This window comes from Kribbella jiaozuonensis (assembly GCF_005233875.1).
Lineage (GTDB): Bacteria > Actinomycetota > Actinomycetes > Propionibacteriales > Kribbellaceae > Kribbella > Kribbella jiaozuonensis.
The window spans coordinates 1,275,114-1,300,682 of record NZ_SZPZ01000003.1; the positions used below are offsets into that span (position 1 = coordinate 1,275,114).

At 68.3% G+C, this 25,569-nt stretch carries 28 protein-coding genes and 1 pseudogene; 18 read left to right on the top strand and 11 right to left on the bottom strand.

Annotation, left to right across the window (positions count from 1 at the left end; all coding sequences use genetic code 11):
• Positions 1-732: 732 nt before the first annotated feature.
• The 3 genes from FDA38_RS25895 to FDA38_RS25905 are packed head-to-tail and all read right to left on the bottom strand — an operon-like array spanning position 733 to position 3,412.
• The gene (locus FDA38_RS25895; protein ID WP_137256641.1) at positions 733-1,440 is read right to left on the bottom strand and encodes a GntR family transcriptional regulator; all 708 of its coding nucleotides are present in this window, start codon (positions 1,438-1,440) and stop codon (positions 733-735) included.
• A complete protein-coding gene (locus tag FDA38_RS25900; protein ID WP_137256642.1) occupies positions 1,440-1,955 on the bottom strand; it encodes a cysteine hydrolase family protein in 516 nt (171 codons plus the stop codon). The genes FDA38_RS25895 and FDA38_RS25900 overlap by 1 nt, the downstream gene beginning before the upstream one ends.
• Positions 1,955-3,412 (bottom strand): purine-cytosine permease family protein, encoded by a 1,458-nt coding sequence (locus FDA38_RS25905; protein WP_170989860.1) that lies wholly within the window; start codon positions 3,410-3,412, stop codon positions 1,955-1,957. The genes FDA38_RS25900 and FDA38_RS25905 overlap by 1 nt, the downstream gene beginning before the upstream one ends.
• Before the next feature lie 82 nt (positions 3,413-3,494).
• Here FDA38_RS25905 and FDA38_RS25910 point away from each other — a divergent pair, with 82 nt between their 5' ends.
• From FDA38_RS25910 to FDA38_RS25925, 4 genes are read left to right on the top strand one after another with little or no spacing between them, the layout of a single operon-like run.
• Positions 3,495-4,343: an alpha/beta fold hydrolase gene (locus tag FDA38_RS25910; RefSeq protein ID WP_137256643.1), complete on the top strand. Its 849-nt coding sequence runs from the start codon at positions 3,495-3,497 to the stop codon at positions 4,341-4,343.
• Between the two features lie 4 nt (positions 4,344-4,347).
• Positions 4,348-4,899 carry an NADH-quinone oxidoreductase subunit B gene (locus FDA38_RS25915; protein ID WP_137256644.1) on the top strand — a complete coding sequence of 184 codons (552 nt, stop codon included), beginning with the start codon at positions 4,348-4,350 and terminating at the stop codon, positions 4,897-4,899.
• Positions 4,896-5,702: an NADH-quinone oxidoreductase subunit C gene (locus FDA38_RS25920; protein ID WP_137256645.1), complete on the top strand. Its 807-nt coding sequence runs from the start codon at positions 4,896-4,898 to the stop codon at positions 5,700-5,702. The genes FDA38_RS25915 and FDA38_RS25920 overlap by 4 nt, the downstream gene beginning before the upstream one ends.
• On the top strand, positions 5,699-6,634 hold the full coding sequence (locus FDA38_RS25925; RefSeq protein ID WP_233714926.1) for a GNAT family N-acetyltransferase: 936 nt from the start codon (positions 5,699-5,701) through the stop codon (positions 6,632-6,634). Before FDA38_RS25920 ends, FDA38_RS25925 begins: the two co-directional genes overlap by 4 nt.
• On the opposite strand, the gene FDA38_RS25930 is transcribed toward FDA38_RS25925, so the two are convergent.
• Genes FDA38_RS25930 through FDA38_RS25940 form a run of 3 tightly spaced genes read right to left on the bottom strand, consistent with a single transcriptional unit; the run spans position 6,625 to position 8,478 of the window.
• Entirely contained in the window at positions 6,625-7,050 is a 426-nt protein-coding gene (locus FDA38_RS25930) for a PIN domain nuclease (RefSeq protein WP_137256646.1), read from the bottom strand. The two genes, FDA38_RS25925 and FDA38_RS25930, sit on opposite strands and share 10 nt — an antisense overlap.
• On the bottom strand, positions 7,047-7,268 hold the full coding sequence (gene vapB, locus FDA38_RS25935) for a type II toxin-antitoxin system VapB family antitoxin (protein ID WP_137256647.1): 222 nt from the start codon (positions 7,266-7,268) through the stop codon (positions 7,047-7,049). Before vapB ends, FDA38_RS25930 begins: the two co-directional genes overlap by 4 nt.
• A gap of 31 nt (positions 7,269-7,299) precedes the next feature.
• The gene (locus FDA38_RS25940) at positions 7,300-8,478 is read right to left on the bottom strand and encodes an NAD(P)H-binding protein (RefSeq protein ID WP_137256648.1); all 1,179 of its coding nucleotides are present in this window, start codon (positions 8,476-8,478) and stop codon (positions 7,300-7,302) included.
• A 62-nt stretch (positions 8,479-8,540) separates the two neighbouring features.
• Between FDA38_RS25940 and FDA38_RS25945 the strand changes: the two genes are divergently transcribed.
• Positions 8,541-9,488 carry a complex I subunit 1/NuoH family protein gene (locus FDA38_RS25945; RefSeq protein WP_233714927.1) on the top strand — a complete coding sequence of 316 codons (948 nt, stop codon included), beginning with the start codon at positions 8,541-8,543 and terminating at the stop codon, positions 9,486-9,488.
• Here FDA38_RS25945 and FDA38_RS25950 read toward each other — a convergent pair.
• Genes FDA38_RS25950 through FDA38_RS25965 form a run of 4 tightly spaced genes read right to left on the bottom strand, consistent with a single transcriptional unit; the run spans position 9,475 to position 12,894 of the window.
• Positions 9,475-10,674 (bottom strand): ABC transporter permease, encoded by a 1,200-nt coding sequence (locus FDA38_RS25950; RefSeq protein WP_137256650.1) that lies wholly within the window; start codon positions 10,672-10,674, stop codon positions 9,475-9,477. The two genes, FDA38_RS25945 and FDA38_RS25950, sit on opposite strands and share 14 nt — an antisense overlap.
• Positions 10,671-11,336: an ABC transporter ATP-binding protein gene (locus FDA38_RS25955; protein WP_137256651.1), complete on the bottom strand. Its 666-nt coding sequence runs from the start codon at positions 11,334-11,336 to the stop codon at positions 10,671-10,673. Before FDA38_RS25955 ends, FDA38_RS25950 begins: the two co-directional genes overlap by 4 nt.
• Positions 11,333-12,385, bottom strand: a complete 1,053-nt coding sequence (locus FDA38_RS25960) for a peptidoglycan-binding protein (protein ID WP_137256652.1) — start codon at positions 12,383-12,385, stop codon at positions 11,333-11,335. Before FDA38_RS25960 ends, FDA38_RS25955 begins: the two co-directional genes overlap by 4 nt.
• Positions 12,385-12,894 (bottom strand): hypothetical protein, encoded by a 510-nt coding sequence (locus FDA38_RS25965; RefSeq protein WP_137256653.1) that lies wholly within the window; start codon positions 12,892-12,894, stop codon positions 12,385-12,387. Before FDA38_RS25965 ends, FDA38_RS25960 begins: the two co-directional genes overlap by 1 nt.
• Positions 12,895-13,000: 106 nt before the next feature.
• Between FDA38_RS25965 and FDA38_RS25970 the strand changes: the two genes are divergently transcribed.
• The 12 genes and pseudogenes from FDA38_RS25970 (at position 13,001) to FDA38_RS26025 (ending at position 24,163) form a co-directional block, all read left to right on the top strand.
• Positions 13,001-13,657, top strand: coding sequence for a response regulator transcription factor (locus tag FDA38_RS25970; RefSeq protein WP_137256654.1), 657 nt, complete (start codon positions 13,001-13,003; stop codon positions 13,655-13,657).
• Positions 13,654-14,859, top strand: a complete 1,206-nt coding sequence (locus tag FDA38_RS25975; protein ID WP_137256655.1) for a sensor histidine kinase — start codon at positions 13,654-13,656, stop codon at positions 14,857-14,859. The genes FDA38_RS25970 and FDA38_RS25975 overlap by 4 nt, the downstream gene beginning before the upstream one ends.
• A gap of 41 nt (positions 14,860-14,900) precedes the next feature.
• Entirely contained in the window at positions 14,901-15,245 is a 345-nt protein-coding gene (locus FDA38_RS25980) for a YciI family protein (protein WP_137256656.1), read from the top strand.
• A complete protein-coding gene (locus FDA38_RS25985; protein ID WP_202877839.1) occupies positions 15,233-16,438 on the top strand; it encodes an RNA polymerase sigma factor in 1,206 nt (401 codons plus the stop codon). Before FDA38_RS25980 ends, FDA38_RS25985 begins: the two co-directional genes overlap by 13 nt.
• Before the next feature lie 115 nt (positions 16,439-16,553).
• Positions 16,554-17,231 (top strand): methylenetetrahydrofolate reductase, encoded by a 678-nt coding sequence (locus tag FDA38_RS25990; RefSeq protein ID WP_233714928.1) that lies wholly within the window; start codon positions 16,554-16,556, stop codon positions 17,229-17,231.
• A gap of 182 nt (positions 17,232-17,413) precedes the next feature.
• Positions 17,414-17,629, top strand: a pseudogene (locus FDA38_RS43175) (4Fe-4S binding protein); the annotation flags it as partial.
• Between the two features lie 128 nt (positions 17,630-17,757).
• Positions 17,758-18,252 (top strand): NADH-quinone oxidoreductase subunit J family protein, encoded by a 495-nt coding sequence (locus FDA38_RS26000; RefSeq protein WP_137256660.1) that lies wholly within the window; start codon positions 17,758-17,760, stop codon positions 18,250-18,252.
• 1 nt (position 18,253) lies between these two features.
• Positions 18,254-18,583, top strand: a complete 330-nt coding sequence (gene nuoK / locus FDA38_RS26005) for an NADH-quinone oxidoreductase subunit NuoK (protein ID WP_137256661.1) — start codon at positions 18,254-18,256, stop codon at positions 18,581-18,583.
• On the top strand, positions 18,580-20,346 hold the full coding sequence (locus tag FDA38_RS26010; RefSeq protein WP_137256662.1) for an NADH-quinone oxidoreductase subunit 5 family protein: 1,767 nt from the start codon (positions 18,580-18,582) through the stop codon (positions 20,344-20,346). Before nuoK ends, FDA38_RS26010 begins: the two co-directional genes overlap by 4 nt.
• Complete coding sequence (locus tag FDA38_RS26015; RefSeq protein ID WP_137256663.1) at positions 20,343-21,890, top strand: complex I subunit 4 family protein; 1,548 nt, start codon at positions 20,343-20,345, stop codon at positions 21,888-21,890. The genes FDA38_RS26010 and FDA38_RS26015 overlap by 4 nt, the downstream gene beginning before the upstream one ends.
• A complete protein-coding gene (locus tag FDA38_RS26020; RefSeq protein WP_137256664.1) occupies positions 21,887-23,338 on the top strand; it encodes an NADH-quinone oxidoreductase subunit N in 1,452 nt (483 codons plus the stop codon). The genes FDA38_RS26015 and FDA38_RS26020 overlap by 4 nt, the downstream gene beginning before the upstream one ends.
• An 18-nt stretch (positions 23,339-23,356) precedes the next feature.
• Positions 23,357-24,163 (top strand): hypothetical protein, encoded by an 807-nt coding sequence (locus FDA38_RS26025; RefSeq protein WP_137256665.1) that lies wholly within the window; start codon positions 23,357-23,359, stop codon positions 24,161-24,163.
• Here FDA38_RS26025 and FDA38_RS26030 read toward each other — a convergent pair.
• Positions 24,150-25,001, bottom strand: coding sequence for an arylamine N-acetyltransferase family protein (locus tag FDA38_RS26030; protein ID WP_170989861.1), 852 nt, complete (start codon positions 24,999-25,001; stop codon positions 24,150-24,152). The two genes, FDA38_RS26025 and FDA38_RS26030, sit on opposite strands and share 14 nt — an antisense overlap.
• On the opposite strand from FDA38_RS26030, the gene FDA38_RS26035 reads away from it, so the two are divergent.
• The gene (locus FDA38_RS26035) at positions 25,000-25,551 is read left to right on the top strand and encodes a GNAT family N-acetyltransferase (protein WP_137256667.1); all 552 of its coding nucleotides are present in this window, start codon (positions 25,000-25,002) and stop codon (positions 25,549-25,551) included. The two genes, FDA38_RS26030 and FDA38_RS26035, sit on opposite strands and share 2 nt — an antisense overlap.
• The last annotated feature ends 18 nt before the right edge of the window (positions 25,552-25,569 follow it).

Here is a 25,569-nt window from a genome sequence, read left to right on the forward strand (position 1 = left end):
ACGCCTTAGGTACGCCGGGACCGCCTACCCCGCGTGCTACGCGGATGCTTTCTTCGTCGCGCTGCTCCTCAGCGCACCCGCTCCGCACGCACCCGCCCACCCCCGGCTCAGCGCCGTGCATCCCCTTCCGGCTATCGCCGGACGTGCCGGCTGTCGCCGGAGTTGCCGGCTTATCGCCGGGTGTGCGGCTTATCGCCGAGTTGCCGGCTGCCGCCGGAGTTCCTCGCTGCGCTCGGAGCGACCGCACCGTGGCGGGGCGTGCTCGTCGTCGGTGAAGTGGACCCGCAGCGGCGGCCCTCAACCCGGACGCGTCGCCCTGCCGGAGTACATCGACGCAGGTGGCCGAGACCGGTGGCGCGCAGGCCAACGGGTCCACAAGTCGCTCGACCGTCTACGGTCAGGCCGCACCCCGAGGCGGTCACCGCGCGGCAGCGCGCACGGGTACGGGCGGCAGCCCGCAGACCCGGCGATAAGCCGGAAACCCGGCGATAGCCGGCCACTCCGGCGGCAGCCGGCACTCCCGGCGATGAGCCGAACACTCCGGCGGCAGCCGGCCACTCCCGGCGATAAGCCGGAAGCACCCGGCGGCAGCCGGCACGGTCCGGCGATAGCCGGAAGGGGATGCACGGCGCTGAGCCGGGGGTGGGTGGGGTGCGTGTGGAGTGGGTGCGCTGAGGAGTGGAGCGACGAAGAAAGCGCCTGCGGAGCAGGCGGGGGAACACGCGCGGGAGGTCAGCTGCGGTAGGACAGGCTCAGTTCGTAGTGTTCTGGGTCCAGGAGTTCGTCGGCGTGTTCGGCGAAGCGGTCGTCGGCGGTCCAGCTGGTGCGGGTGGTGTGGAGGAACCAGGTGTTGTCGGGGCGGTTCAGGTGACCGGCTTCGACGGGGGTGAGTGGGCGGCCGCGGAGGCGTTGTTCGCAGTGGTCGAGGTAGAGGCCGGCACGGTTGAGTGTGACGCTGATCGAGTCGTTGTACAGACCGCGTTCGGGCAGATCGCGGAGGGAGTCCAGCGCCGGGATCCGGCTGCGTTCGAGCGAGATCGCCGTACCGTCCGTCAGCTGTCGGACCCGCTCGATCACCACCACCTCCGCCGACTCGAGGCCGAGCCGCGACGCCAGCCCCGGATCGTCCTCGCGTTCGATCCGGACCGTTCGCATCCGGGTCTCGACGCCCTGCGCCGACAGCGCGTGCGTCCACCCCAACCGCCCGTCCAGCGGTCGCCCGTCGAACAGCACATACGACCCCTTGCCGGTATGCGTCGCGATCAGCTCGTCCTCGGCCAGCACCGCGAGTGCCGCCCGGACCGTGTTCCGGCTGACCGAGAATCGGCGAGCCAGTTCCACCTCGCCCGGCAGTTGCGCGCCTCGCCGTACGACGCCGGACCTGATCTCCCGCGCGAGGACCCGCGCGACCCGTTCGTGTTTCAGGGAGATCCGGCGCATCACCGCAACTGCTCCACGCTCACGATCTCGATCATCGGTGCATAGAGACGCATGATGTCGAGCGCCTTGTGGTGGTTCTCGTCGGTCGATCCCGCGCACGCCTCTTCGACCACTTGGACCTGTACGCCGGCGTCGACCGCGGCCAGCGCCGTACTGATCACGCAGCAGTCCGTCGTCACCCCGCCCAGCACCAGCCGCCCATCCGCCCGCGCCGCGAGCGCAGGACCCCAGGCACCAAAGGTCGTCTTGTCCAGAGTTGGAGCGCCCTTGAACTCGTCGACGAGCTGATAGTCGTCAGCATCCGGCGGCTGCAACGCAAATGGAAACTCCTCGTAGTACGGCACCCACGCACCGCTCGGCTTCTCCGGCGCCACGAACCGCGTGAAGACGACATCCGCCCCGAAGATCGAGATCAGCTGCTTCGTCGGCTCGATCACCCGCTCGAACCCCGGCGTCGCCCAGCCGGACTTCGGATCCGCGAAGATCCGCTGCAAATCGATCAGTGCCAGCACCATCAGGCAGCCGCCTCCTGCCGGCGTACGGCGGCCCCGCGGCCGAACCACTGCACGAGGAACCCGATCACCAGCGCCACCAGTACGCCGAGGTTCGCGTACGCCCACGCGCCGTCCTTGCCGCCGAGGGCGAACGGCCCGAGCAGGTAGCCCTGCCAGGTCAGCCACGACGCCAGCGTGTTCGTGACGAGTCCCCAGCCGATGCCGGTGGCAACGAGCATCGTGGCCACGGGCAACCACTGCACGTCGCCGTACCGCCCGTTCGCCCGGTACAGGTCGTCCTCGGCGTAGTTCCGCTGCCGGGCCGCGATGTCGGCGAGCATGATCCCGCACCAGGCCGCGATCGGTACGCCGAGCGTGATCAGGAACCCCTGGAACTGCCCGAGGAAGTCGCCGCCGTAGAAGACGACGTAGATCGTCCCGCCGATCATCACGACACCGTCGATGAACGCCGCGACGTACCGCTTGACCGGCAGGCCGAGCGACAGCAGCGCGAGCCCGGACGAGTAGATGTCGAGTACGGCGCCGCCGACCAGACCGAGCACCGCGACGATCACGAACGGCACCAGGAACCACGTCGGCAACGCCTCCGCGAGCGCGCCGATCGGGTCGGCGCCGATCGCCTTGCTCAGGTCCGGGGACGAACCCGCGAGCAGCAGACCGAAGATCAGCAGTACGACGGGAGCCACCGAACCGCCGAACGTCGTCCAGCCGACCACGCCGCGACTCGACGCCCGGCGGGGGAGGTACCGCGAGTAGTCCGCGGCCGCGTTCACCCAGCCGAGCCCGAAGCCCGTCATCAGGAACACCAGTGCGCCGATCACCGCCTGCGCAGAACCGCTCGGCAGCGCGGACACCGTGCTCCAGTGGATCTGGTCGGCGACCAGGATCATGTAAACGACGGTGAGTACGCCGGTGACAATCGTGATGACCGTCTGCGCGCGCATGATCAGGTCGAATCCGAGTACGCCGCAAGCGACCGTCAGCAGACCGACGACGACCAGCGCGATCACCTTGGTGACATTGCCGCCGCCCCAGCCGAGCCGCTCGAACACGGTCGCCGTCGCGAGCGTCGCGAGGATCGTCAGCACGGTCTCCCAGCCGACGGTCAGCAACCACGAGACGAGCGACGGAAGCTTGTTGCCCCGGACACCGAACGCGGCGCGGCTGAGCACCATCGTCGGCGCCGATCCGCGCTTACCGGCCAGTGCGATCAACCCGCAGAGCAGGAACGAGAACACCACCCCGATCACGCCGGCGATCACCGCCTGCCAGAACGAGATCCCGAACCCGAGCGCGAACGCGCCGTAGCTCAGCCCCAGGACGGAGACGTTCGCGCCGAACCACGGCCAGAACAGCTGGCTGGGACGGCCCTTCCGGTCCGCGTCGGCGATCACGTTCAGCCCGTTGCTCTCCACCGAGAGCGCCCGGGTCTGCTGCACCTCGAGCTGATCAGCCATGGTGTCTCCCCACCGGAGTGGACCTGTTCAGTCCTGTTCAATCACGGTAAGCCCGGCCGGTCGGGTGGTCAACAATGAACCCATGGAGCTCAGCGCAGAGGTCGACGGGTTCAGGCTGGCGTACGAACGGGAGGGTGAAGGGCCCGCGGTCGTGCTGCTGCACGGTTGGCCCGGGGACCACACGGACTACAGACGGCTCAGGCCGTTGCTGGTCGAGCGCGGTACCGAGGTCGTCGTACCGGATCTGCGCGGGTTCGGTGAGTCGGACGCGACCGACACCGACCCGGCGCAGTACGCAGCCGCCGCGCAGGGGCGAAGCGTGCTGGCGCTGATCGAGGAGCTCGGGCTGGATCGGCCGGTGCTCGTTGGATACGACATCGGCAGCCGGATCGCCCAGGCGATCGCGCGTTCGCAGCCCGAGCTGATCGAGGGCCTGGTGATCGCGCCGCCGCTGCCGGGGATCGGGAAGCGGGTGTTCTCCGAGCACGCGCAGGCGGAGTTCTGGTACCAGTCGTTCCATCGGCTGCCGGTGATCGAGGAGCTGATCGACGGGAAGCCGGAGGCGGTCCGCTCGTACCTGAACCATTTCTGGACGCACTGGTCCGGGCCGGGGTTCGAGCCGGAGCTCGACCACCTGGTGGAGGCGTATTCGCAGCCGGGCGCGTTCACGGCGTCGATCCAGTGGTACCGGGCGGGGGCTGGGGCGGTCGCGGTGTCTGCGGCTGAGACGGCGCCGCCGTTGTACGACCGGATCGCCGTACCGACGGTGGTGCTGTGGCCGGAGTTCGACCCGTTGTTCCCGCGGGCGTGGTCCGATCGGGTGGACGACTTCTTCAGCGACGTCCGGGTGCGGTACGTCGACGGTGTCGGCCACTACGCGCCGCTCGAATACCCGGAGGTCCTCGCGGAGGAGATTGTCGGACTAGGCTGAGCGCATGACCGAGCTGGGGATGCCGACGGTGCGACCGGCAGTCGGCGCGCTGGCGAGGCTCGCGCCGGAGCCGGTCCGGTACCTGCTGAACTGGGGGCGTAAGTACTCGCTCTGGGTGTTCAACTTCGGGCTGGCCTGCTGCGCGATCGAGTTCATCGCCGCGTCGATGGGCCGGCACGACTTCATCCGGCTCGGCGTGATCCCGTTCGCGCCCGGTCCGCGGCAGGCCGACCTGATGGTGGTGTCGGGCACCGTCACGGACAAGATGGCGCCGGCGATCAAGCGGCTGTACGACCAGATGCCCGAACCGAAGTACGTGATCTCGTTCGGCTCCTGCTCGAACTCGGGCGGTCCGTACTGGGATTCGTACTGCGTGACCAAGGGCGTCGACCAGATCATCCCGGTCGACGTGTACGTGCCCGGCTGCCCGCCGCGGCCGGAGGCGTTGCTGCAGGGGATCCTCAAACTGCAGGAGAAGATCGCGGGCGAGGCGCTTGCCGATCGGTACGACGAGCCGTCCGCCGCCGCGCTGACCCGCGGATTGGTGCAGCCTTGAGCGCCGACGCACTGGAGGCGCTGACGAGTGCCGGCATCACAGCGACGTCGACGGACAGCTTCGGCCCGACGGCGATCGACGTACCGGCGGAGTCGTGGGTGGCGGCGCATGAGGTACTACGGGATGCCGTCGGGCTCACGTTCTTCGATTTCCTGAGCGCTTCGGATGAGCTCACGGACGGGTTCCGGGTGGTGTCGCATCTCGCGGACTTCTGGGGTGGGTCGCATGTCGACCACGTGCTGGTCCGGACGCTGGTGCCCCGGGACAAGGCGGTGCTGCCGACGCTGTCCGAGGTGTACGCCGGGGCGAACTGGCATGAGCGCGAAACGTTCGAGATGTTCGGGATCAGCTTCGAGGGGCATCCGAACCTGATCACGCTGCTCCTGCCGGACGAGTTCGAGGGCCACCCGCTGCGCAAGGAGTTCGTGCTGGCGTCCCGGGTAGCCAAGCCCTGGCCCGGTGCGAAGGAGCCCGGCGAGTCCGACCACGCTCCCGTCGGCGCGCCGAGTCGCCGCCGCACCCTCCCACCCGGCGTCCCCGACGCGGAAACCTGGGGCCCCCGCCCACCAGGCTCCCCCGACCCAGACCCACTGGCAGCAGCCCAAGCCGCCGCCACCCCCGCCCGCCCCCGCCGCGCGGGCGGGGCCGCAGGTGCAGGCGGAGGCGCAGGAGCCGAACGCCGCACCCGCCGCCAATCCGCACCACCACCCAACGCACCCGCCCCTGCACCTGCCGCGGACCCAGCCCCCGGCGAGGAGGCTGGTGGTCGGTCGGGGGATGAGTCGCCGGGCGAGTCGTCGTGATTCCTTCGGCTGAGTTGTTGGCTCGGTACACGCTCGAGCGGCAGCATCCGTTGACCCGCACGTGGGTTGACGACGACGCGCGCCGCCTGGCCATCCTCACCGAAGAGCATGCGGCGCTCGACATCCTGCTGGCCGAGGATCTGCAGGTCGCCACCTACCGCGCGAAGCGCCTCGCCCCCGGCAAGTCGCCCGAGCAGATGCTCAACCGTTGGGTTGCCGTAGGCAACGACCTCGAAGTGATGTTCAGCATCCGCTTCGAGAACATGAACCTCGCGAAACCGTTCGTCGACGCCACCCCGATGAGCCGCTCACCCGAACCGCGCGACCTCCAAGCACTGGCCGCCGCAGCGCTCGAGTACTACGGCGTCCACAACCCGCTCTACCTTCGCCTCTGGAGCGCGGACGCCGGCGTCGACGGCACCGTCCCCGACCGCCGCTTCCTCGGCGCACCGATCAGCGAGCTGCAACCACACGACGTACCGCCCGGCCTCGCCCTCCGCCCGGCGAAGAGCGTCGAACACTACGACGAGGCGCGCCGCGCGTACGAGGACGTCGACACCGCCCACCCGCACCACACCGAAGAAGCCGCCATCCAGGACCTGGATGATCTCCAGGAGTCCGCCGACGACGGTCTGCTCTTCGACATCACGGTGAACGACGACTGGGCCGGGTACGCCGCCGCCATCATCAAGCCCGACGACGCCCTCGGCCTCCCGGCGTACGTCGTCCGCGAACTGATCCTCGCCAAGAAATACCGCGGCCACAGCTACGGCCCCCACCTGAGCACCCTCCTCGCCCAGGCCCTCCCCGACCCCACCCGCATCTTCATCGGCACCATCCACTCCGCCAACCAAGGCGCCCGCACCGCAGCCCTGACCGCCGGCCGCCACGACGTAGGCGGCTGGCTTCAACTCCCGCTACCTCAGGCCTGAGCGAGTCGCTCTGTCGGCTGCCCGGTGAGGTCGGCGATGAGTTCGAAGTCCTTGTCCAGATGGAGAAGAACAAAGCCGGTCTGCTCTGCGGTTGCAGCGATCAGCAAGTCTGCCACCGAAGGCGCTCGGTGCTGCCCGGCGGATGCGAGCTGCGACTGTATGACGACGGCGCGACGCTCAATCGCGGGGGTAGCGTTCTCCAGTGGCATGGCGGCGATGGATGGCTGATGCAAGAACAATCGATGCTCGTCCGCGGACCGCGCCGAGAAACCGAGTTCGAGCAAGGTGACGGTGGTGATGTGTACCAGTCCCCGGTTGATGCGGTTGGCCCATTCCTCCCTGTCAGGAGTCGTGTTCAGCCGCACCACGGCCGACTTGTCGATCAGCCAGCGCCGGGAGTCGACGGACGGCGTCATGACCAGGCCTGCTCCATGACGTCAGGATCCTCGACGTCGCGGGTCAGTTCCGCCAACCGCTCCAGGTCGGCGACAGTCACGACCACCTGTGAGCGCGCAGCCTCCTGGCTGAGTTGCCGGCGCAGATACTCACTCCTGGACAGTCCTAGACCTGCTGCTCGGTTGTCGATCACGGCGAGTACGTCGTCGGGTACGTCGCGAATGAGGACATCAGTCATGGCGTCACCTCCCAATCGGTATCACATGATATCAGGACGGCGCGGGCGTGTTGTAGAAGACCTCCTCGCGGGTGATCTGGCCGGACTCAACTGTGCAGAGGGAGAGTTTGGTGGTTTGGGAACGGGCGCCGGTTTGGGTGTTGCGTTGGGTGAAGGTGAAGCGGATGGCGAAGTGGTTGTCGTGGAGGAGGGGGCCTAGCGTTTCGACGGCGAGGTATTCGACGTCTGCGTTGAGGCGGCGGATGTTTTCGAGGATTGCTGCGACGCCTTTGAGTTCGGTTGTGGATTCGAGTGGGGCGGTGCGGATGATGTCGGGGGCGAGGAAGGTCAGGGCTGTGTCGAGGCGGCCGGATGACAGTGCGTCGGCGTACCCGTGGGCGACCTCGGGGGTGGAGAGGATGCGGAATTCGTCGGCGTGTTCGTGGGCCCATTCGGTGAAGGTGAGGGCGGGGCGGCCGGTTAGTTCGGTGACGGTGGTGGTGACGGGTTCGGGGTTGTCGACGAGTGAGGCCCAGTAGCTGACCGCGCTCGCGGCCAGGGCCGGGTCGGCGCCTTGGTCGAGCATGGCCTGGCGGGCGGCGTCCTCGGTCAGGGGTACGACGTGCAGGTCCTTGCCGACTGCACGACCGATCGTCGCCACCTGCTCCGCCTGCGTCAGCGCCTCAGGGCCGGTGAGCTCGTAGATCTGGCCGACGTGGCCGGGGTTGACGAAGCTGAGTACGGCGACCGCCGCGATGTCGCGCTCGTGGATCATCGACCGCGACGCCTCCGGGTACGGAAGCCGGAGCGTGTCACCCGAACGGAAGTCCTCGGCCCACGACTGCGCGTTGACCGCGAACCCGCTCGGCCGCAGGAACGTCCACGCCTTGCCCGCATCGCGCAGCAGCCGCTCGACATCACCCCAGACCCCACCCTCGGCGGCATTGAGCGAGGACAAATACACCACCCGCGAAGGCAACGCCGGGACGATCTCCCCGGCCCCGTCCGCGCTGAACGACGGCCACAGCAAGAACGCGGCATCCACGTCGGCCGAGGCCCGGCGTACGGCGTCTGCGTCGGTGATATCGCCCTGGATCAACTCGACCTCGGGCGGGAAGCCGGCGAGCTCCGGCGTACGGACGAGGGCTCGGACGGTGACGCCGGCGGCGCGCAGTCCGTCGACAACGTGGCGGCCTACGCGGCCGGTGGCTCCGGTGACAAGGATTCTCATGTGCCCCACCCTTTGACCTCAACGTTGGTTGAGGTCAAGCCGGAACCACTAGGCTGACGGTCATGCTGGAGTTCGTGGTGCGGGTGGTGGGCGTCCTGGTCGCCTTCCTGGTGGCGCCGTTGCTGGTCGGTCAGGCCGAGCACAAGGTGATGGCGCACATGCAGTCACGGCTCGGCCCGATGTACGCCGGTGGGTTCCACGGCTGGGCGCAGCTGGTCGCGGACGGGGTGAAGTTCGTCCAGAAGGAGAGCGTCGTCCCGGCGGCCGCGGACAAGCGGGTCTTCGAATGGGCCCCGATCGTCGCGATCCTGCCGTACCTCGCCGCGCTCGCCGCGATCCCGCTGGCGCCGGGCATCGTCGGCGCCGATCTCGACGCCGGCCTGTTCTTCGTACTCGCGGTGATGAGCATCGGCGTCCTCGGCTCGCTGATGGCGGGCTGGGGCAGCGGCAACAAGTACAGCCTCCTCGGCGGACTCCGGGTCGCGGCGCAGCTGATGAGCTACGAGCTGCCGTTCGTCCTGTCCGCGGCGAGTGTCGCCGTCGCGGCCGGTTCGCTGAGCCTGACCGAGATCGGGCACGCGTGGAACCCGTGGTGGCTGCTCTGGCAGCTGCCCGGCATGGTCGTGTTCTTCATCGCCGGTCTGGCCGAGCTGCAGCGGCCGCCGTTCGACATGCCGGTCGCGGACTCCGAGGTGATCTTCGGCCCGTACACGGAGTACACCGGCCTCCGCTTCGCGATGTTTCTGCTCGCGGAGTACGCCGGGATCGTCGTACTCGCGGGGCTCACAACGGTGCTGTTCCTCGGCGGCTGGAGTGGCCCCGGACCGGAATCGATCGGCTGGATCTGGACGCTGCTGAAGGTCGGTGTGGTCTCGGTCGTGGTGATCTGGGTGCGGGTGTCGTTCCCGCGCATGCGCGCCGACCAACTGCAGAAGCTCGCGTGGCAGGGCCTGGTGCCGGTGGCGCTGTTCCAGCTCGCGCTCACCGGCATCGGCGTCATCCTGTTCTGAGTGCTTCCGTCGGGGAGAGTCGGGCGGCCCGGATAGCCGGGTAGAGACCGGCGAGCCCACCGATGACGAGCGTGGCGACGACTCCTCCGGCGAGTGCCCAGACCGGGATCACCGTCAGCCAGCTCTGGTACGACGCGTACGCCGCCGTGACTGCGGATCCGAGAACCGCGCCGCCGATTCCGCCGAGCGCGGAGAGCAGCAGCGACTCCGTGAGGAACTGCGTGCGGATCCGACCGCGGGTCGCGCCGAGCGACCGGCGGAGGCCGATCTCCGCACGGCGTTCGAGCACCGAGATCACCATGATGTTCGCGACACCGACGCCGCCGACCAGGAGTGCGACCGCGCCGAGTCCGAGCAGCAGACCGGTGAATGCCTGCCCGGCAGCCTGTTTCGCGGCGAGCGCGTCGGACGGCCGCGAGACCTCGACCTCGTTCGGCGCCTCCGGGTTGGCCGTTGCCCCGAGCACCGATCGGACCGCCGGCACCTGGGCGTCGTCCGATCGCATGTAGATCGTGGTCGGGTGTCCGTCGAACGACAGCTTGCTCGCCGCCGGCCAACCCATCAGGGCGGCGCTGTCCAGCTCGGGTGCGAGCGCGGCCGGTTCGAGGATGCCGAGGACGGTGAACCAGACATTGCCGATCAGGACCTGCGTGTCCTGCCCGGCCTTGGTGATGCCGAGCCGATCGGCGGCGCTCGCGCCGAGCACGGTCGCCGGGTACGAGCCGGTTGCCGCGTCGATCCACTTGCCGCTGCGGACCGTCGCGCCGATGGTGTCGAGCAGGTTGGTGCGGGCGGCGTACGCGATGATGCCGTTGGTCTCGACGTCCGGGATCTTGTTGGTCCGGTAGACGGACGTGTCGTCGACCTTGCCGACTGCGGACTCGGCGCGAACCGGGGCGATCCGGCGGACCATGGCTTCGGCGGTCAACGGGAGTTGCGCCTGCTCGCCGGTCAATCGAGTGCCTGGGGCAACTGTCAACAGATTGGTGCCCAGCGCATCGAGTTGCCCATCGAGCTCCGCCCGCGAGGACGACGAGATCCCGACGACGGACACCATTGCGGCGATGCCGATCGCAATCCCCAAGGCCGACAGGAACGCGCGGGTCGGTCGGGTGCGTAGACCAACCGCGCCGACTCGCACCACATCTCTTAGCTTCAAGGATGCTGGTTTGAGTTCGCCTCTCATGATCGCACCTCCTCGACGATGACGCCGTCCCGCATGCGGACCTGGCGGGGCAGCGAGGCTGCGATGTCCCGGTCGTGGGTGATGACGACGACAGTCGTGCCCGCGGCGTGCAGGTCCCGGAGCAACTGCATGACGCCGGCGCCCGACGCCGAGTCGAGTGCCCCGGTCGGCTCGTCGGCCAGCAGTACGGCGGGTTCGCCTGCGACTGCCCGCGCCACCGCGACCCGCTGCCGCTCGCCACCCGACAGCTCCTGGGGCTCGTGCTCCAGCCGATGCCCCAACCCAACACGTTCGAGGGCCGCCGCCGCCCGCTTCCGCCGTACCGACAGACGCAGACCGGAGTACAGCAATCCGTCGGCCACGTTGTCCAAGGCGCGCACGCCCGCGGACAAATGGAACTGCTGGAACACGAATCCGATCCGTGTCGCCCGCAACGCCGACAGCCCCGCGTCGGACAACCGCGCCACGTCATAAGAGTCGATCCGCACAGTCCCGGAGGTCGGCCGGTCGAGCGTGCCCAACACGTTGAGCATCGTCGACTTCCCGGAGCCCGACGGCCCGACGATCGCGACCAGCTCGCCGGCCTCGATCCGCAAGCTGACTCCGCCGAGCGCGTTGACGCCGCCCGGGTACACCTTGGTCACCTCGCTCAACTCGATCACTTCGGGATCCCGACTGTCGTGCCGGCCTTGATCCCGGCGCCGCTGACCTCGACCTGACCACTCGCGAACAGCCCGGTTTTCACCGGCACGTACCGCGACGTCGTACCGTCCGTGACCTCGACACCGAACCCGCCTTCGCGCAGCGCAACCAGCGCCGCGACCGGGACGGTCAGCACGTTCTTCCGCTCCGAGGCGGTAAAGGTCACATCGGTTGCCGCCGACGACCAACTGGCCACTGCCTTCTGGTTGGCGATGGCAACGATCACCTCGACCTTCGTCTCCGGGTCCTTGTCCGGGCTCTCCGCCGGGATGATCACCGTCGACACCTTCTCGATCCGGCCCGGCACGGTCTTGCCGTCCGGAAGCGCCACCGTCACGGCCGCGTTGAGCGTCGCGAGCCGCTGGTCCGCTGCATCTAGCTGGACCGTGACGGCCCGAGTCGTGCCGGTGTAATTGAGCACCGGCTGGTTCGGACCTAGCGGCGTACCCTCCTGACCCTGCACGCTGTCCACCCGGATATGACCGGGCGCGAACAGCACACTGCCGAGCTCGACCACCCCGGTCTCGTCCAGCCCGAGATCGTCCTGCCACTCCTCAACCGCTGCGGCAGTGGCGTCGGTGTACTCGTCGTCCACGGTGAAACCCGTGTACCCCATCGCCTTCAGATTCTGCTCGAGCTGCAGTACATCGTTGCCCTCGGCCCCGATCGACAACCTGCGGTACGCCGGGAGCGCGCCGTACAGCAGGATCGTGGGCTTGTTGTCGATGCTGTAGATCGTGTTCCCGCGAACCAGCTCACGCCCGCTGTCCGGTACGGCGGTCACGGTGCCGGCGACCCGGCTGACCGCGGAGGACGTCGTACCGAAGCCGAGTTGGCCGTCCTGGGTCTCGGTGTCCTTCAACGTCTGCTGCGTGACCTTGGTGGTGTTGACCGGCAAAGCCTGCGCGGATGGGTTCGTTGCCTGGCTGGTGTCGCCCCGGCTGACCAGGAACGCGCTCGCGGCGCCCCCGGCGGCCAGGACGACCACAGCCGTCAGTGCTTTGCGCATCAGCGTGCCGCCAGGATGCTCTGGCAGGCGCCCTGCGCCTTCTGGAAGTCGGGGTCGTCGGCGACGCCCGGGCCGATCATGATGCCGGGCTGGTCCGGCTTCGGGTCCGGGAACTTCTCGACACCGTTCTTCCGCATGCACTCGGCGTACTTGCGGCCGTTCTCCGCCTGCTGCGGGTTCGCGCTGCCCTGCGCCTGCGGGTTGTACTGGCTGCACGCCTCCATCGCCTTCTGGACCTGCTCCTGGGTGACGCCGGAGTTCTTGTCGAACTTGAGCATCGGCCCCTTGCCCGGCTCCGGGTCCGGGACGTTCAGGCCGTTCTCCCGCAGGCACTGGGTGAACTTGACCGCCATCTCGTCCTGACTGAGGCTGGCCGGCGCACTGCTCGGTGCAGTCGCCCCGGCGCTCCCGGAGCCGGACGCGACCTGGGTGTCGGGCTTGTCGGCGCCACAACCGGTGATGAGAACGGCGGCTGCCAGCGCGGTGGCGGCCAGGATGGTCTTGCGCATCGGTGCGCTCCTCTCGTTTCCCCGAAGCCTTCGCCGTACGCCGTTTCCCCGTGGTTTCCGAGTCCGCTAACGCGGGGGAAACACGGGCGTCGGGGATCATGGGGGCGTGCGGGTTCTGGTGGTCGAGGACGAACCGTTGCTGGCGGCAGCGATCGCGGAGTGGCTGCGTGACGAGTCACATGCGGTCGACGTGGCCGGTGACGGCGGCGCTGCGCTCGAACGGCTGTCGGTGAACGCGTACGACGTACTCGTGCTCGATCGCGACATCCCGGTCGTGCATGGCGACGAGGTGTGCCGGCAGTTGGTGCAGTCCGGGTCGGACACCCGGGTGCTGATGCTGACGGCTGCCGCTGCGGTCACTGACCGGGTCGAGGGGCTGGGGCTCGGTGCGGACGACTACCTGACCAAGCCGTTCGCGTTCGCTGAGCTGGCTGCCCGGGTGCTCGCGCTGGGGCGGCGGAGTCGTCCGGCCGATCCGCCCGTACTGCGACGTGCCGGGGTGACGCTCGATCCGGCGCGGCACGAGGTGTTCCGCGACGGCCGGTACGTGCCGGTGTCGAAGAAGGAGTTCGCCGTACTCGCGGAGCTGCTGCGGGCCGACGGCGCGACCGTGTCGGCCGAACAACTGCTGGAGAAAGCATGGGACGAGCACGTGGACCCGTTCACCGGGGCGGTGCGGCTGACGATCCTCAAGCTGCGCCGCAAACTGGGCGAGCCGGGGCTGGTCGAGACCGTTACCGGCGTCGGGTACCGCATCCCATGAGGCGGCTGACGCTGCGGGGCCGGCTGACGTTGCTGTACGGCGGTCTGTTCATGGTCGCCGGTGTCGTGCTGCTGGGGGTGACGTATGCGCTGTTCACGGCGAACCTGGGGCAGAAGTATCAGGTGATCGTGAAGGGGACTTATCTGAGTCCGACGACCGGTGCTACGACCAAGCCGCCGCCTCCTGACCAGGCGTACGTGCTGAACAAGGACGGTGCGCTGCTGACCGGCTCGGACGCCGAGCGTGTGATGAACGAGCAGCGGGAGCAGGTGCGGCAGGCGGCGATCGAGTCGTTGCTGATCCAGGGGAGCGTTGCGCTGGTCGTTGTCGGTGGGTTGGCGGCTGGGTTCGGGTGGCTGGTGGCCGGGCGGGTGCTGGCGCCGCTGCATCGGGTCACTGACACCGCTCGGCGGATCTCGGCTTCACCTGCGGCTCTGCATGAGCGGATCGCGTTGCAGGGGCCCGATGACGAGGTGAAGAACCTGGCTGATGCCTTCGACACGATGGTCGAGCGGCTGGACCATTCGTTCGACGGCCAGCGGCGGTTCGTCGCCAACGCGTCGCACGAGTTGCGTACGCCGTTGACGCTCGGGCGGGCGCTGGTCGAGGTCGCGATGCATCGACGTACTGCGTCTGCCGATGTGAAGGAACTGGGCGAGAGCCTGCTCACGATCAACGCCCGGCATGAGCAGCTGATCGAGGGGCTGCTGATCCTGGCGGACTCGGAGAAGCAGCTGACGACCGTGTATCCGGTGAACCTCGCCGACGTCGTGACTCACGTCTGTAGTCAGTTGGCGGGTGAGGCCTTGGCGGCTGGGGTGGAGGTTGAGCGCGGGCCGGGGGAGGCGCCGACCCGCGGGGACGCGCTCCTGCTCGAGCGGCTGGTCCACAACCTCGTCGAGAACGGCATCCGCCACAACACCCCCGACGGCTGGGTCCGCGTGATCAGCAAGACGGTCGGTGACGAGGTGCAGGTTGTGGTGACGAACACCGGGCCGGAGATCCCGCCGTACGAGGTCGAGAGTCTCTTCAAGCCGTTTTACCGGCTCGGTGCCGAACGGCTGGTCAGCGGTCGAGGTGCCGGCTTGGGGTTGTCCATCGTCCGCTCGGTAGCGGAGGCGCACGCTGGCACGGTAACCGCCGTACCCCGCCTCGGCGGTGGTCTGGAAGTCACTGTGGTGCTACCTGTCGATCTGGGGTGATGGGGTTCGTGTAGGTGGTACAGAGTGACTAGGAGGTTGTGATGAACCAGTACCTGCTCAGCATCTACCAGCCGGACGGCGTGATTCCCGAGCCTGAGGTGCTGGATCCGATCCTGCGTGACCTCCAGGCGTTGAACGAGGAGATGCAGTCGGCCGGGGTCTGGGTGTTCGCCGCGGGGCTGCACCCGCCGGAGACCGCGACCATGCTGAAGGCCCAGGGTGACGAGGTGCTGATCACGGACGGCCCGTTCACCGAGGGCAAGGAGCATCTGGGCGGCTTCACGGTTATTCAGGTCGAAGATCTCGACGCCGCTCTCCACTGGGCTCGCCGCCTCGCCAAGGTGTTGCGCAATCTGTCCGTAGAAGTCAGACCATTTCAGTCGTGACGCCTGACCTTGCGGCAATCTTCCGCGCTGAGCACGGGCGGGCGGTTGCTGTGTTGGCGCGGGTGTTCGGGGATCTGGAAATTGCCGAGGACGCCGTACAGGACGCGTTTGCGACGGCGGTGGAGAAGTGGCCGGAGAGCGGCGTACCGCCGAGTCCTGCGGGGTGGATCATCACGACCGCGCGGAACCGGGCGATCGATCGGCTGCGGCGGGAGTCGGCGCGGCCCGACAAACAGGCCGAGGCGGCGCTGCTGCATGCCGAGGGCGAGCCGGAGGAGGTGGGCGCTGTGTACGACGACCGGCTCCGGCTGATCTTCACCTGCTGCCACCCCGCCCTCGCGCTGAATGTCCGTGTCGCGCTCACGCTCCGCATGCTCGGCGGCCTCACCACGACCGAGATCGCGCATGCGTTCCTGGTTCCTGAGCCGACGATGGCGCAACGGCTGGTCCGCGCGAAGGCGAAGATCCGCGCGGCGGGCATCCCGTACCGCGTCCCGTACGAGGCGGATCTGCCGGAGCGGGTGCGCGGCGTACTCGCCGTCGTCTATCTGATCTTCAACGAGGGGTACGCCGCGTCGTCCGGCGAGTCGCTGGTCCGCGACGAGCTCGCACTCGAGGCGATCCGCCTGGGCCGCCTCCTCGTCGAACTCATGCCCGACGAACCCGAGGCCGTCGGCCTACTCGCCCTGATGCTCCTCCAACACTCCCGCCGCCCCGCGCGGGTCGGTCCGGACGGCGCCCTGATCCGCCTACCCGACCAGAACCGGGCCCTGTGGGACCGCGAGCTGATCACCGAGGGCCAGACCCTGGTCCGCCACTGCCTCCGCCGCAACCACCCCGGCCCGTACCAACTCCAAGCAGCCATCAACGCCGTCCACGCCGACGCCCCCACCCCCGACTCCACCGACTGGCGCCAGATAATCCACCTCTACGACCACCTGCTGACGGTTGAGCCGTCCCCCGTGATCGCCCTCAACCGCGCGGTCGCGGTAGCCGAGGTCGAAGGTCCGTCTGCCGCGCTGACGCTGGTCGACGCGCTCCCGCTCGACACTTACTACCTCTTCCACGCGATCCGCGCCGACCTCCTCACCCAACTCGCCCGCACGACCGAGGCCCACCAGGCGTACAACCGCGCCCTCTCCCTAACCCCCAACGAAGCCGAACAAAACTTCCTCCGCACCCGCCTGCAGTAGCCCGCGCACCTTCGGCGTTCTGTAGGGTCCACCCGTGCGGGGATTTGAGTTGATTTGTGAGGTGGAGCCGCCTACTCGGCCTGATCTGAAGCGGGTTCGGCATCAGATTGGGGTGATGAGTCCGATTGCGGACGGGTTCTTGATACCGGACAACCACATCGGGCGGGCGACCGTGTCGAGTGTGGCGGTGGCCAACGAGGTGCAGCTGATGGGGGCGCGGGGTATCGCCTGCCTCAACTCGCGGGACCGGAATCTGCTCGGCTTCCGGCGGGACCTGCTGACAGCCGCGGCGTACGGCGTGGAGCAGTTCCTGTTCGTCCACGGTGACGACCCGGCCGAAGGCGCCCGGACCAGCCAGCTGACGGTACGCCGGATGATCGAGCAGGCGCGCGAGACGTCGTACCCGGGCTGCAACCCGTTCCAGGTCGGCGCCGCCACCCGCCTGGCGAAGGTCCCGAGCTGGAAGGCCGAGGCTGACTTCCTGTACGTGCAGGTCAGCTACGACCTCGACGAACTGCTCCGCTGGCGCGAGTCGGTCGAGCTCGACATCCCGGTGTACGCCGGCGTGATGGTGCTCGCCTCCGCGAAGATGGCCCACAACCTCGCCGCGCTTCCCCAGCTCACCATCCCGGACGAACTGATCGAGGCAGTGGAGCGGGACCGCGACGCCGGCGTCGACCATGCCTGCGAGCAAATCCTCAAGATCCGTGACTCAGGCGCCTTCGACGGCGTTCACCTGATACCTGTCAGCCGCTACCGCCAGGTGGCCGCCCGCCTCGAACGCGAGCTGTAAAGGCGGCAGATCAGCTAATGTCCTGCTAAGGAGACGGGAGGTGGAGCGTGGGGGTGCCTGGTAAGGGGCTCGTCGAAGGGCTGAAGGTCACCGCGAAGACGCTGGCCCGTCGGTCCGTCACCGAGCAATATCCGGATGTGCTGCCGGAGCTGCCGCCGCGCAGCCGTGGCGTGATCGCGTTGATGGAGGAGAACTGCACCTCCTGCATGCTGTGCGCCCGCGAGTGCCCGAGCTGGTGCATCTACATCGACTCGCACACCGAGACCGCGCCGTCGGTCGGTGAGCAGGCGCGCGAGCGCAGCCGGAACGTGCTGGACCGGTTCGCGATCGACTTCAGCCTCTGCATGTACTGCGGGATCTGCATCGAGGCCTGCCCGTTCGACGCGTTGTTCTGGTCGCCGGAGTTCGAGTACGCCGAGACCGACCTGCGCAACCTGACCCACGAGAAGGACCGCCTCCGCGACTGGATGTGGACCGTCCCCGCACCACAACCCATCGACCCCGGCCCGGCGACCGAGGACGAGGCGTGACGACATTCCTCTTCAGCGTTGCGGGCGCGGTGGCCCTCATCGCCTCCGTCCTGGTTGTGACGTCCCAGCGGATCGTGCACGCCGCGCTCTGGCTGGTCGTTGCGCTCGGCGCGATCGCCGGCTGCTTCGGCGTACTGCATGCCGAGTTCGTCGCGCTGGTGCAGATCCTGGTGTACGTCGGCGCGATCGTCGTACTCGTGCTGTTCTCCCTGATGTTGACCAAAGCGCCGACCAACCCGCTGCCCAGCCTGACCACCGGCCGCAGTCCGTTCGCCGCCGTCGTCGCCGGTGTGCTCGCGGTACTCCTCGGCACCGGCGTGGTTCTTGCCTTTGGCAACGAGAAGATCAAGCCGGTCGCGGACGGATCCGCACAGGCCGTGGGTACGCAGGTCTTCAAGACCTGGGTGCTGCCGTTCGAAGTTCTCTCGGTTCTCCTGCTGGCCGCGCTGATCGGCGCGATCGCCCTGTCCCAGCGGAAGAAGGAGGACTGACGTGCCGTTGATCCTCCCGCTGCTGCTGGCCGTCGCGCTGTTCTGCATCGGGGTGTACGGCGTTCTCGCGCGCCGCAACCTGATCACCCTGCTGATGTCGTTCGAGCTGATGCTGAACGCGGTCAACCTCAACCTGGTCGCGTTCGACGCGTGGCGGATCAACGAGGCCACCGGTCAGACGCTGGCGGTCTTCGTGATCACGCTGGCCGCGGCCGAGATCGGTCTCGGGCTGGCGATCGTGCTGCTGCTGTTCCGCGGCCAGGGCCACGTCGACGCAGATGCCGCACGTGACCTGGCAGAACAAGTGGTGGAAGAGGAGCGAGCCACGTGATCGCCACCGCCTGGCGGGTGGTCGGCGTCGGCTTCTCGCTCCTCGTCGTGCTGGCCGCGGCCCTCCTGTACGGCGTTGACCCGCAGCAGACCATGGCCGGCGGAGCCATGATCGGCGAGGACTTCTGGTTCTCGTACGAGTTCCGCACCGACGGCCTGACCGTACTCATGCTCGCCGTCGTCGGGGTCGTGTCCGCCTGCGTCCAGATCTACTCGATCGGGTACGTCCGCGAGCGCATCGCGTCGTACACGGCTCTCGTCACGCTGTTCACCGCGGCGATGGTGACGGTGGTGATCTCGGACAACCTGTTCCTCCTGCTGATCGGTTGGGAGGTGATGGGCGCCTGCTCGTACCTGCTGATCGGTCACTACTGGGAGCGCCGCGACGCGCGGGCCGGTGCGATGAAGGCGTTCCTGATGACCCGGCTCGGCGACGTCGGGTTTCTGTTCGGGATCTTCGTGCTGGGCGTCGGGTACCACAGCTTCCGGATCTCCGAGCTCGGCACCAGCCCGATCGAGCCGCACACGTTGACGATCGGCACGATCCTGCTGCTGGTCGGCGTCATCGGCAAGTCCGCGCAGGTCCCGCTGCAGACCTGGCTCCCCGACGCGATGCCCGGCCCGAGCCCGGTCAGTGCCCTGATCCACGCGGCGACGATGGTTGCCGCTGGTGTCTTCCTGATCGCCCGGCTGTACAACGTCTTCGTCGAGGCCCAGACCACGCTGACGGTGCTGGCCGTCGTTGCCTGCGTGACGATGCTGTTCGCAGCGTCCTGCGCGATGGCGGCGGTGGAAGTGAAGCGGGTGCTCGCCTGGTCGACCGTGAGCCAGTTGGCGATCATGTTCGCCGGGCTGTCGCTCGGTACGCACGACGGTCGCCGCGCGGCGCTCTTCCACCTGCTGACGCACGCGGCGTTCAAGGGTCTGCTCTTCCTCTGCGCCGGCGTGCTCCTGCATCAGGTCGGCAGCGCGGCGTTCGTCGTACTGCGCCGTTACACCCGCCGCGGCGCTTCGCGGAAGCAGTTGCGGGTGACGTTCGTGACGATGACGATCGGGCTCGCCGCGCTGGCCGGCGTACCTGGGTTCGCAGGCTTCTTCTCGAAGGACTCGGTGGTCGAAGCCGCCTGGGAGCAGGCCCGGGACGGTTCGACGGTGGGCTGGATTGTGCTCGTGTCGGTTTGCCTGACCGCGGCGATGACTGCGTTCTACTGCGTCCGCCTGTGGCTGTGGGTGTTCTTCCGTACTCCGGCCCTCGCGGGCGCGGTCGGCGCGTTCGAAGGCGATGACCCGATGGCGGATCTCGACGAGCCGGACGCGAACAAGCTGCGCGACGGTTCGTGGGTGATGCTCACGCCGATGGTGCTGCTGGCCGTCGGCGCGATCGGGCTGGGCTACACGGACGGCGTGCACCTCAACTGGGCGATCGCCGCCATCACGACCGTGCTCGCATTGCTCGGCGGCCTCGCGGCGTACTCGCTCTGGCATCGGGGCGCTGATCCGCGACCGGTCGTGCTGGAGCGCGAGTACGGCGTGGATCCGGCGTACCAGCGGCTCTTCGTCGTACCGGTGCAATGGCTGGCAAAGCTCGCGGTCGGCAACGATCGGGATGTCATCGGCGCTTACGTACGGGCGACCGGACGCGCCGGCGTGCTGGCTTCGCAGGGGTTCCGGAAGCTGCAGACGGGGAACGTGCAGACGTACCTGACCGCGGCCGTGATCGGTGCAGTCGCGCTCGCGATCCTGGCGGGGGTGATCGGCTCGTGAGGGACTCGTTGCTGATCGCCCTGATCGCGGTACCGACGCTGACCGCTGTGGTGCTGTGGGCGCTGCCCGTGGTGACTGCCGATCGCATCGCGGCGCTCGTCGGGACGATCGTGTCCGGGGTCCTGCTGGTCGCGTCGATCGTCCTGTGGTGGGACATGCGGCGGCCGCACTGCCCGTGTACAGCTGAAGCCGTCTTCGGCCCGCTGCCAAGGACGGTGCCCGGCAAGCTGACGCCGTACGTCGACATCAACACGCCATGGATCCCGTCGCTCGATGTGCGCTTCCACCTCGCCGTCGACACGATCTCGATCCCGCTGATCGCGTTGACGACGCTGCTCGTCTTCCTCTGCTGCGTTTACTCGCTGAAGATCACCCCACGCATCGGTCGGACCCGCTCGCTGATCGCGTTGCTGCTCGTGATCGAGACCGGCGTGATCGGCACCTTCTCCGCCTCCGACCTCGTGCTGTTCTTCGTCTTCTTCGAGATCGTCCTCATCCCGATGTGGCTCGTGATCGACATCTGGGGTGACGACCACGACCGGGCCGGGCGTCGGCGCGCGGCGACCACGTTCATCTTGATGACGGTGTTCGGCTCGGCGCTGATGCTGTTGGGCTTCCTGCTCATCCATCGGCACGCGGGCACGTTCGACCTGGTGTTCCTCGGGCAGCATCCGGTCAAGGGCGGGCACGGCGTTCCGCTGGCCGCCGCGATCCTGATCGCCGTCGGGCTCGCGGTGAAGATGCCGCTGTGGCCGTTGCACATCTGGTTGCCCGACGCCCATGCCAAGGCGCCGACGGTCGGCTCGGTGCTGCTGGCCGGCGTACTGCTGAAGCTGGGCAGCTACGGGATGATCCGGATCCTGTTGCCGGTCCTGCCTGACGCGACGGCCACCATCGCGCCGTACCTGGCCGGGTTCTCGGTTGTCGCCATCATCGCCGGATCGTTGGCCTGCCTGGCGCAGACCGATGTGAAGCGGCTGATCGCGTACTCGAGCGTCGGGCACATGGGCTTCATCGGGCTCGGCATCGCGACGATGTCGCCGGAGGGACTGAACGGCGCGCTGTACGCGAACCTTGCCCACGGCATCATCACCGGCCTGCTGTTCTTCCTGGCCGGGGCGATCAAGGACCGGCACGACACCAGCGACCTGCGCGCGATCGGCCGGGCGCTGTACGCGCGGTTGCCGCGGATCAGCGGGCTGCTCACCTACGCCTGCCTCGCGTCGCTCGGGTTGCCCGGGCTGGCTGGGTTCTGGGGCGAGATGCTGGTCCTGCTCGGTGCGTATCACCCGGCCGATTGGTTGCCGCGGGCTACTTTCATCGTGCTGATGGTGATCGCCGGGCTGGGCACCGTACTGACCGCCGCGTACTTCCTCCGGCTGATCCGCGAGCTGTGCCAGGGTGATCCCGCCGAGAATCCGCCGGCCGCGTTCGCCGTCGACCTGAGCCGGATCGAGTTCGTGACGTTCGCGCCGTTGGTCGTGCTCACGGTGTTCCTCGGTCTGTGGCCCTTCACGTTGCTCAACCAGTGGACGTTCCTATGACGCTGACGTGGACCGATTGGCAGGCGATCGCCGTACCGCTGGTGCTGGCGATCGGTGCGGTTGCGGTGCTGCTGATCGACAGCTTCTGGAAGAGTGCGTCGGCTGAGCTGCGGCATACCGTCGTCACGCTGCTGACGAGTGCGGTGCTGCTGTTCGGGCTCGTGTTCGTATGGGCGCAGCGGGGCGGGTTCAAGCCTGCCTTCTGCCGGCCGGCGGTCGAGGGGCCGGCGGAGTGCAGCTTCGTGTTCGAGCCGTTGACGGCCGGGTTGTGGGCGGTGCTGCTGGTCGGCGGGCTCGGTGTGGTGGGCTTGTCGACGTACCGGCTGTTGGCCTCGGATGTTCCGATCGGGGAGTACCACTTCCTGCTGCTGAGCGCGCTGACCGGCGCGACCGTGCTGGCCGGCGCGCGGGATCTCGCGACGCTGGTGATCGCGCTCGAGGTGGTGTCGCTGCCGAGCTTCGCGATGGTCGGACTGCGGCGGGACCGGCGCGGCTCCGAGGGCGCGATGAAGGCGTTCCTGGTGTCGGTGCTGTCGACTGCAGTGATGCTCTTCGGAGTGTCTTATCTGTACGGCGTGACCGGCTCGCTGTACCTGACCACGATCGCGAACCGGCTGACCGGTCTCGACCCTGACCTCGGGCGGGTGGCGTTCGCGGCCGGGCTGTTCGTGATCGTCGGGTTCGCGTTCAAGATCGCGGCGGTGCCGTTCCACGCCTGGTTGCCGGACACGTACGTCGGGGCGCCGATCGAGGTCACCACGTTCCTCGCCGTCGTCTCGAAGTCGGCCGGGGTCGCCGGGCTGCTCGTGCTGGTGACGGCCGGGATCGCGCCGGACGGCTCGCATCTGCGCACGGTGATCGCGATCCTCGCGGCGCTGACGATGACGGTCGGCAACCTCGCCGCGCTGCGTCAGGTCGAGGCGGTCCGGCTCCTCGCGTGGTCGTCGATCGGCCAGGTCGGCTTCCTGCTCGCGCCGTTGGCGGTCGGCGATGCGCAGGCGGTCGTCGGGTACTTGGCGGCGTACGTCGTGGTCACGCTCGGCGCGTTCGGGGCGGTCGCCGTCGTCCAGCGCCACCGCCCCGGCGGGCTGCTGACCGACTACCGCGGCATGGTCCGCTCCGAGCCCGGTCTCGCCGCGGCGCTGATCTTCTTCCTGGTTGTCCTGGCCGGTTTGCCGCCGGGTCTCGCGGGCCTGTTCACCAAGTTCGCCGCCTTCCAGGCCGTCATCGACGCACACCTCGGCTGGCTGGCGATCGTGATGGCCCTCAACGTGATGATCGGCCTGGCCGTCTACCTCCGCTGGATCGCCGAACTCTTCCGCCTCCCCGCCGACGACCCGTTCTCGGTAGACATCGAAACCCCCGCCGTCGCCATGATCTCCCTCTTCGCCGCCCTCACCGCCGTAGTCTCAGTCCTCCCCAGCATCCTGTTCGCCCTGGCCACCTGACCGGCTAACCTTCGGCGGGTGAGCGCGCGACTTCTGGTAGTTCTGTTGGCGCTGGGGGCCCTGGTGGGATGCGGAAGTTCGGGCACGTCCGCGAGCCGCCCGACACCAGTGCAGGTCGAGTCCGTTCCGGCGACGCCGGTGGCGCGGACCTCCACCCCGGCGATTGCTCCTGCGGCGAAGGACGGGCAGAACTACAAGGCCTGTGCCGACGGCAACTGCGAGGTGCTGATCCGCGGCTCCGCCGTGATCGCCGTCTACACCGTGCTGTTCACCTTCACCGTCGCCGAAGGCTCCTTCGACGAACGCGGTGGCGGCGGCTTCCTGCACGTGTCAGGTATCGGCGGTCCCGCCCCTTTGGGCGGCTTCACAGGTGCCGAGCCCGCTCTCGAGGTGACGTTCCACGAAGGTGACACAGCTGTCGTGGCGATCCGCACGATCGGCACTCCAACACCCACGCGATTCCGTACGCCGATCGCGATCGCGACCGCGTCGCCCCGGCGCACGACCCCGCCGCCCACCAAGCTGCCGATCTATCAACCGGCCGACGGTACGAACTACGAGGCCTGCCGCGACGGCCACTGCGAGGTCCTGCTGCACCGGTCCGCGAAGATCACCATCGGCAACCTGCCCTTCGACTTCACCGTCACGAACGGTGCTGTGCACATGCTGTCGTGCAGGCAGGACAACCCGCTCGACTGCTACGACTTCCACCTTGACGGCTCGGGCGGAGCAGGCTGGTCGGACGAGCCCGGCGGCGTGATGTACGACGCGAACCTGAAGGCCTACGACGGTGAGGATGCGGTGCTGTCCGTCACGACGGAGTAGTCCGTGCGAGGAAGTCTTCGTACTGGGACCACACTCGGCGCCAGAGTTGGGCGCGGTCGGATTGTGTGTAGTGGGGGAGGGGGAGGTGGAAGACGTCGGCGAGTGCGGTGAAGTAGTCGGCCGGCGTTTCGAGGAGGGTGTTGTCCACTCGGTCGGCGGAGGTTTCGCTCAGGCCGATGGAGCGGAGTACGACGACGGACTTCGGCGTACGGCGGAAGGCGGAGGCGAGTCGGACGAACGGGGACGTGGGATCCGTCGACAGACGGGCGTGCTGGGCGGTGAACGCGTCGAGGCCGACGGATGCCGACTCGAAGTCCATGCCGATGAGGTTCGCGCGGGGATCGTGGTCGAGGCGCCAGCCGTTGGTCAGGTCTGATGGGCGGAGGCGCAGGGTGAACGGGTGCTGGCGGACCTCGCCGACTTCGAGTGGCATCGGGTGACGTAGGCCGTCGCCGAGGCCCACGTCGACCAGCCAGACGCGGTCGGGATCTTCAAGCAGCCCGGTGACGGTGAGGACCATGTGACTGGCGTCGACGCCGCCTGGGCGGTTGGCCGTCTGTACGCCGCCGCGGTGCATCTGCACGCGATAACCGAGCTCCGTGAGCAGCAGCGCGAACGACCCGTTCATCTGGAAGCAGTACCCGCCGGCCTCACGCGCGATCATCCGCTTCACCACGTCCTCCGGCTCCAGCGGGCCGCCCGGCGTCAGCTGGTACTGAATCGACTCGTACGGCACCCGATCCACGAACGCTTCGTGCAGTCGCGTCAACGCCTCCAGCCGCGGCGGCCCGTCGTACTCGCCGACCCCGATCCGCTGCAGGAACGCCGTGGTATCCATGCGCCTTGGGCTAGGCGAGGTGATCGACACCCTCGACCGAGATGCAGCGCTTGCCATCGGCCCGGAGCTCGGTGAGATCTTCGTCGCGGCCTTCGGATCGTACGGCGAGGAGCCCGCGGACGCCGACCGGTTCGCGACTGAGCAGCTCCCGACCCACGCTGACCGCGAGGACTTCAGATTGGTCGCCGCACGGCTGGACGGTCGCGTGGTGGGATTCGCCTACGGGTTCACCGGGCGGCGCGGGCAGTGGTGGCCGGACCGGATCGCCGAGGCTGTGTCTGCTGAGCTGGCCGACGAGTGGATCGGCGGGCACTTCGAGGTGGTCGAGCTCGCCGTCCACCCCGATGCCCAGCGCAACGGTCTCGGCACCGCGCTGATGACGGCATTGATGTCGGGTCTGCCGCATGAGAAGGCGTTGCTGACGACGTACTCCGATGACCGTCCGGCACCGCGGCTGTACCGACGGTTGGGATGGCAGGTGCTGGTCCCCGACCTCGGCTGGGGCTCGGCGCTCTACGGTTTGGACAGGGGAGTGCCCGTCGCCCGATGACCTGGCAGGGTAGGGCTC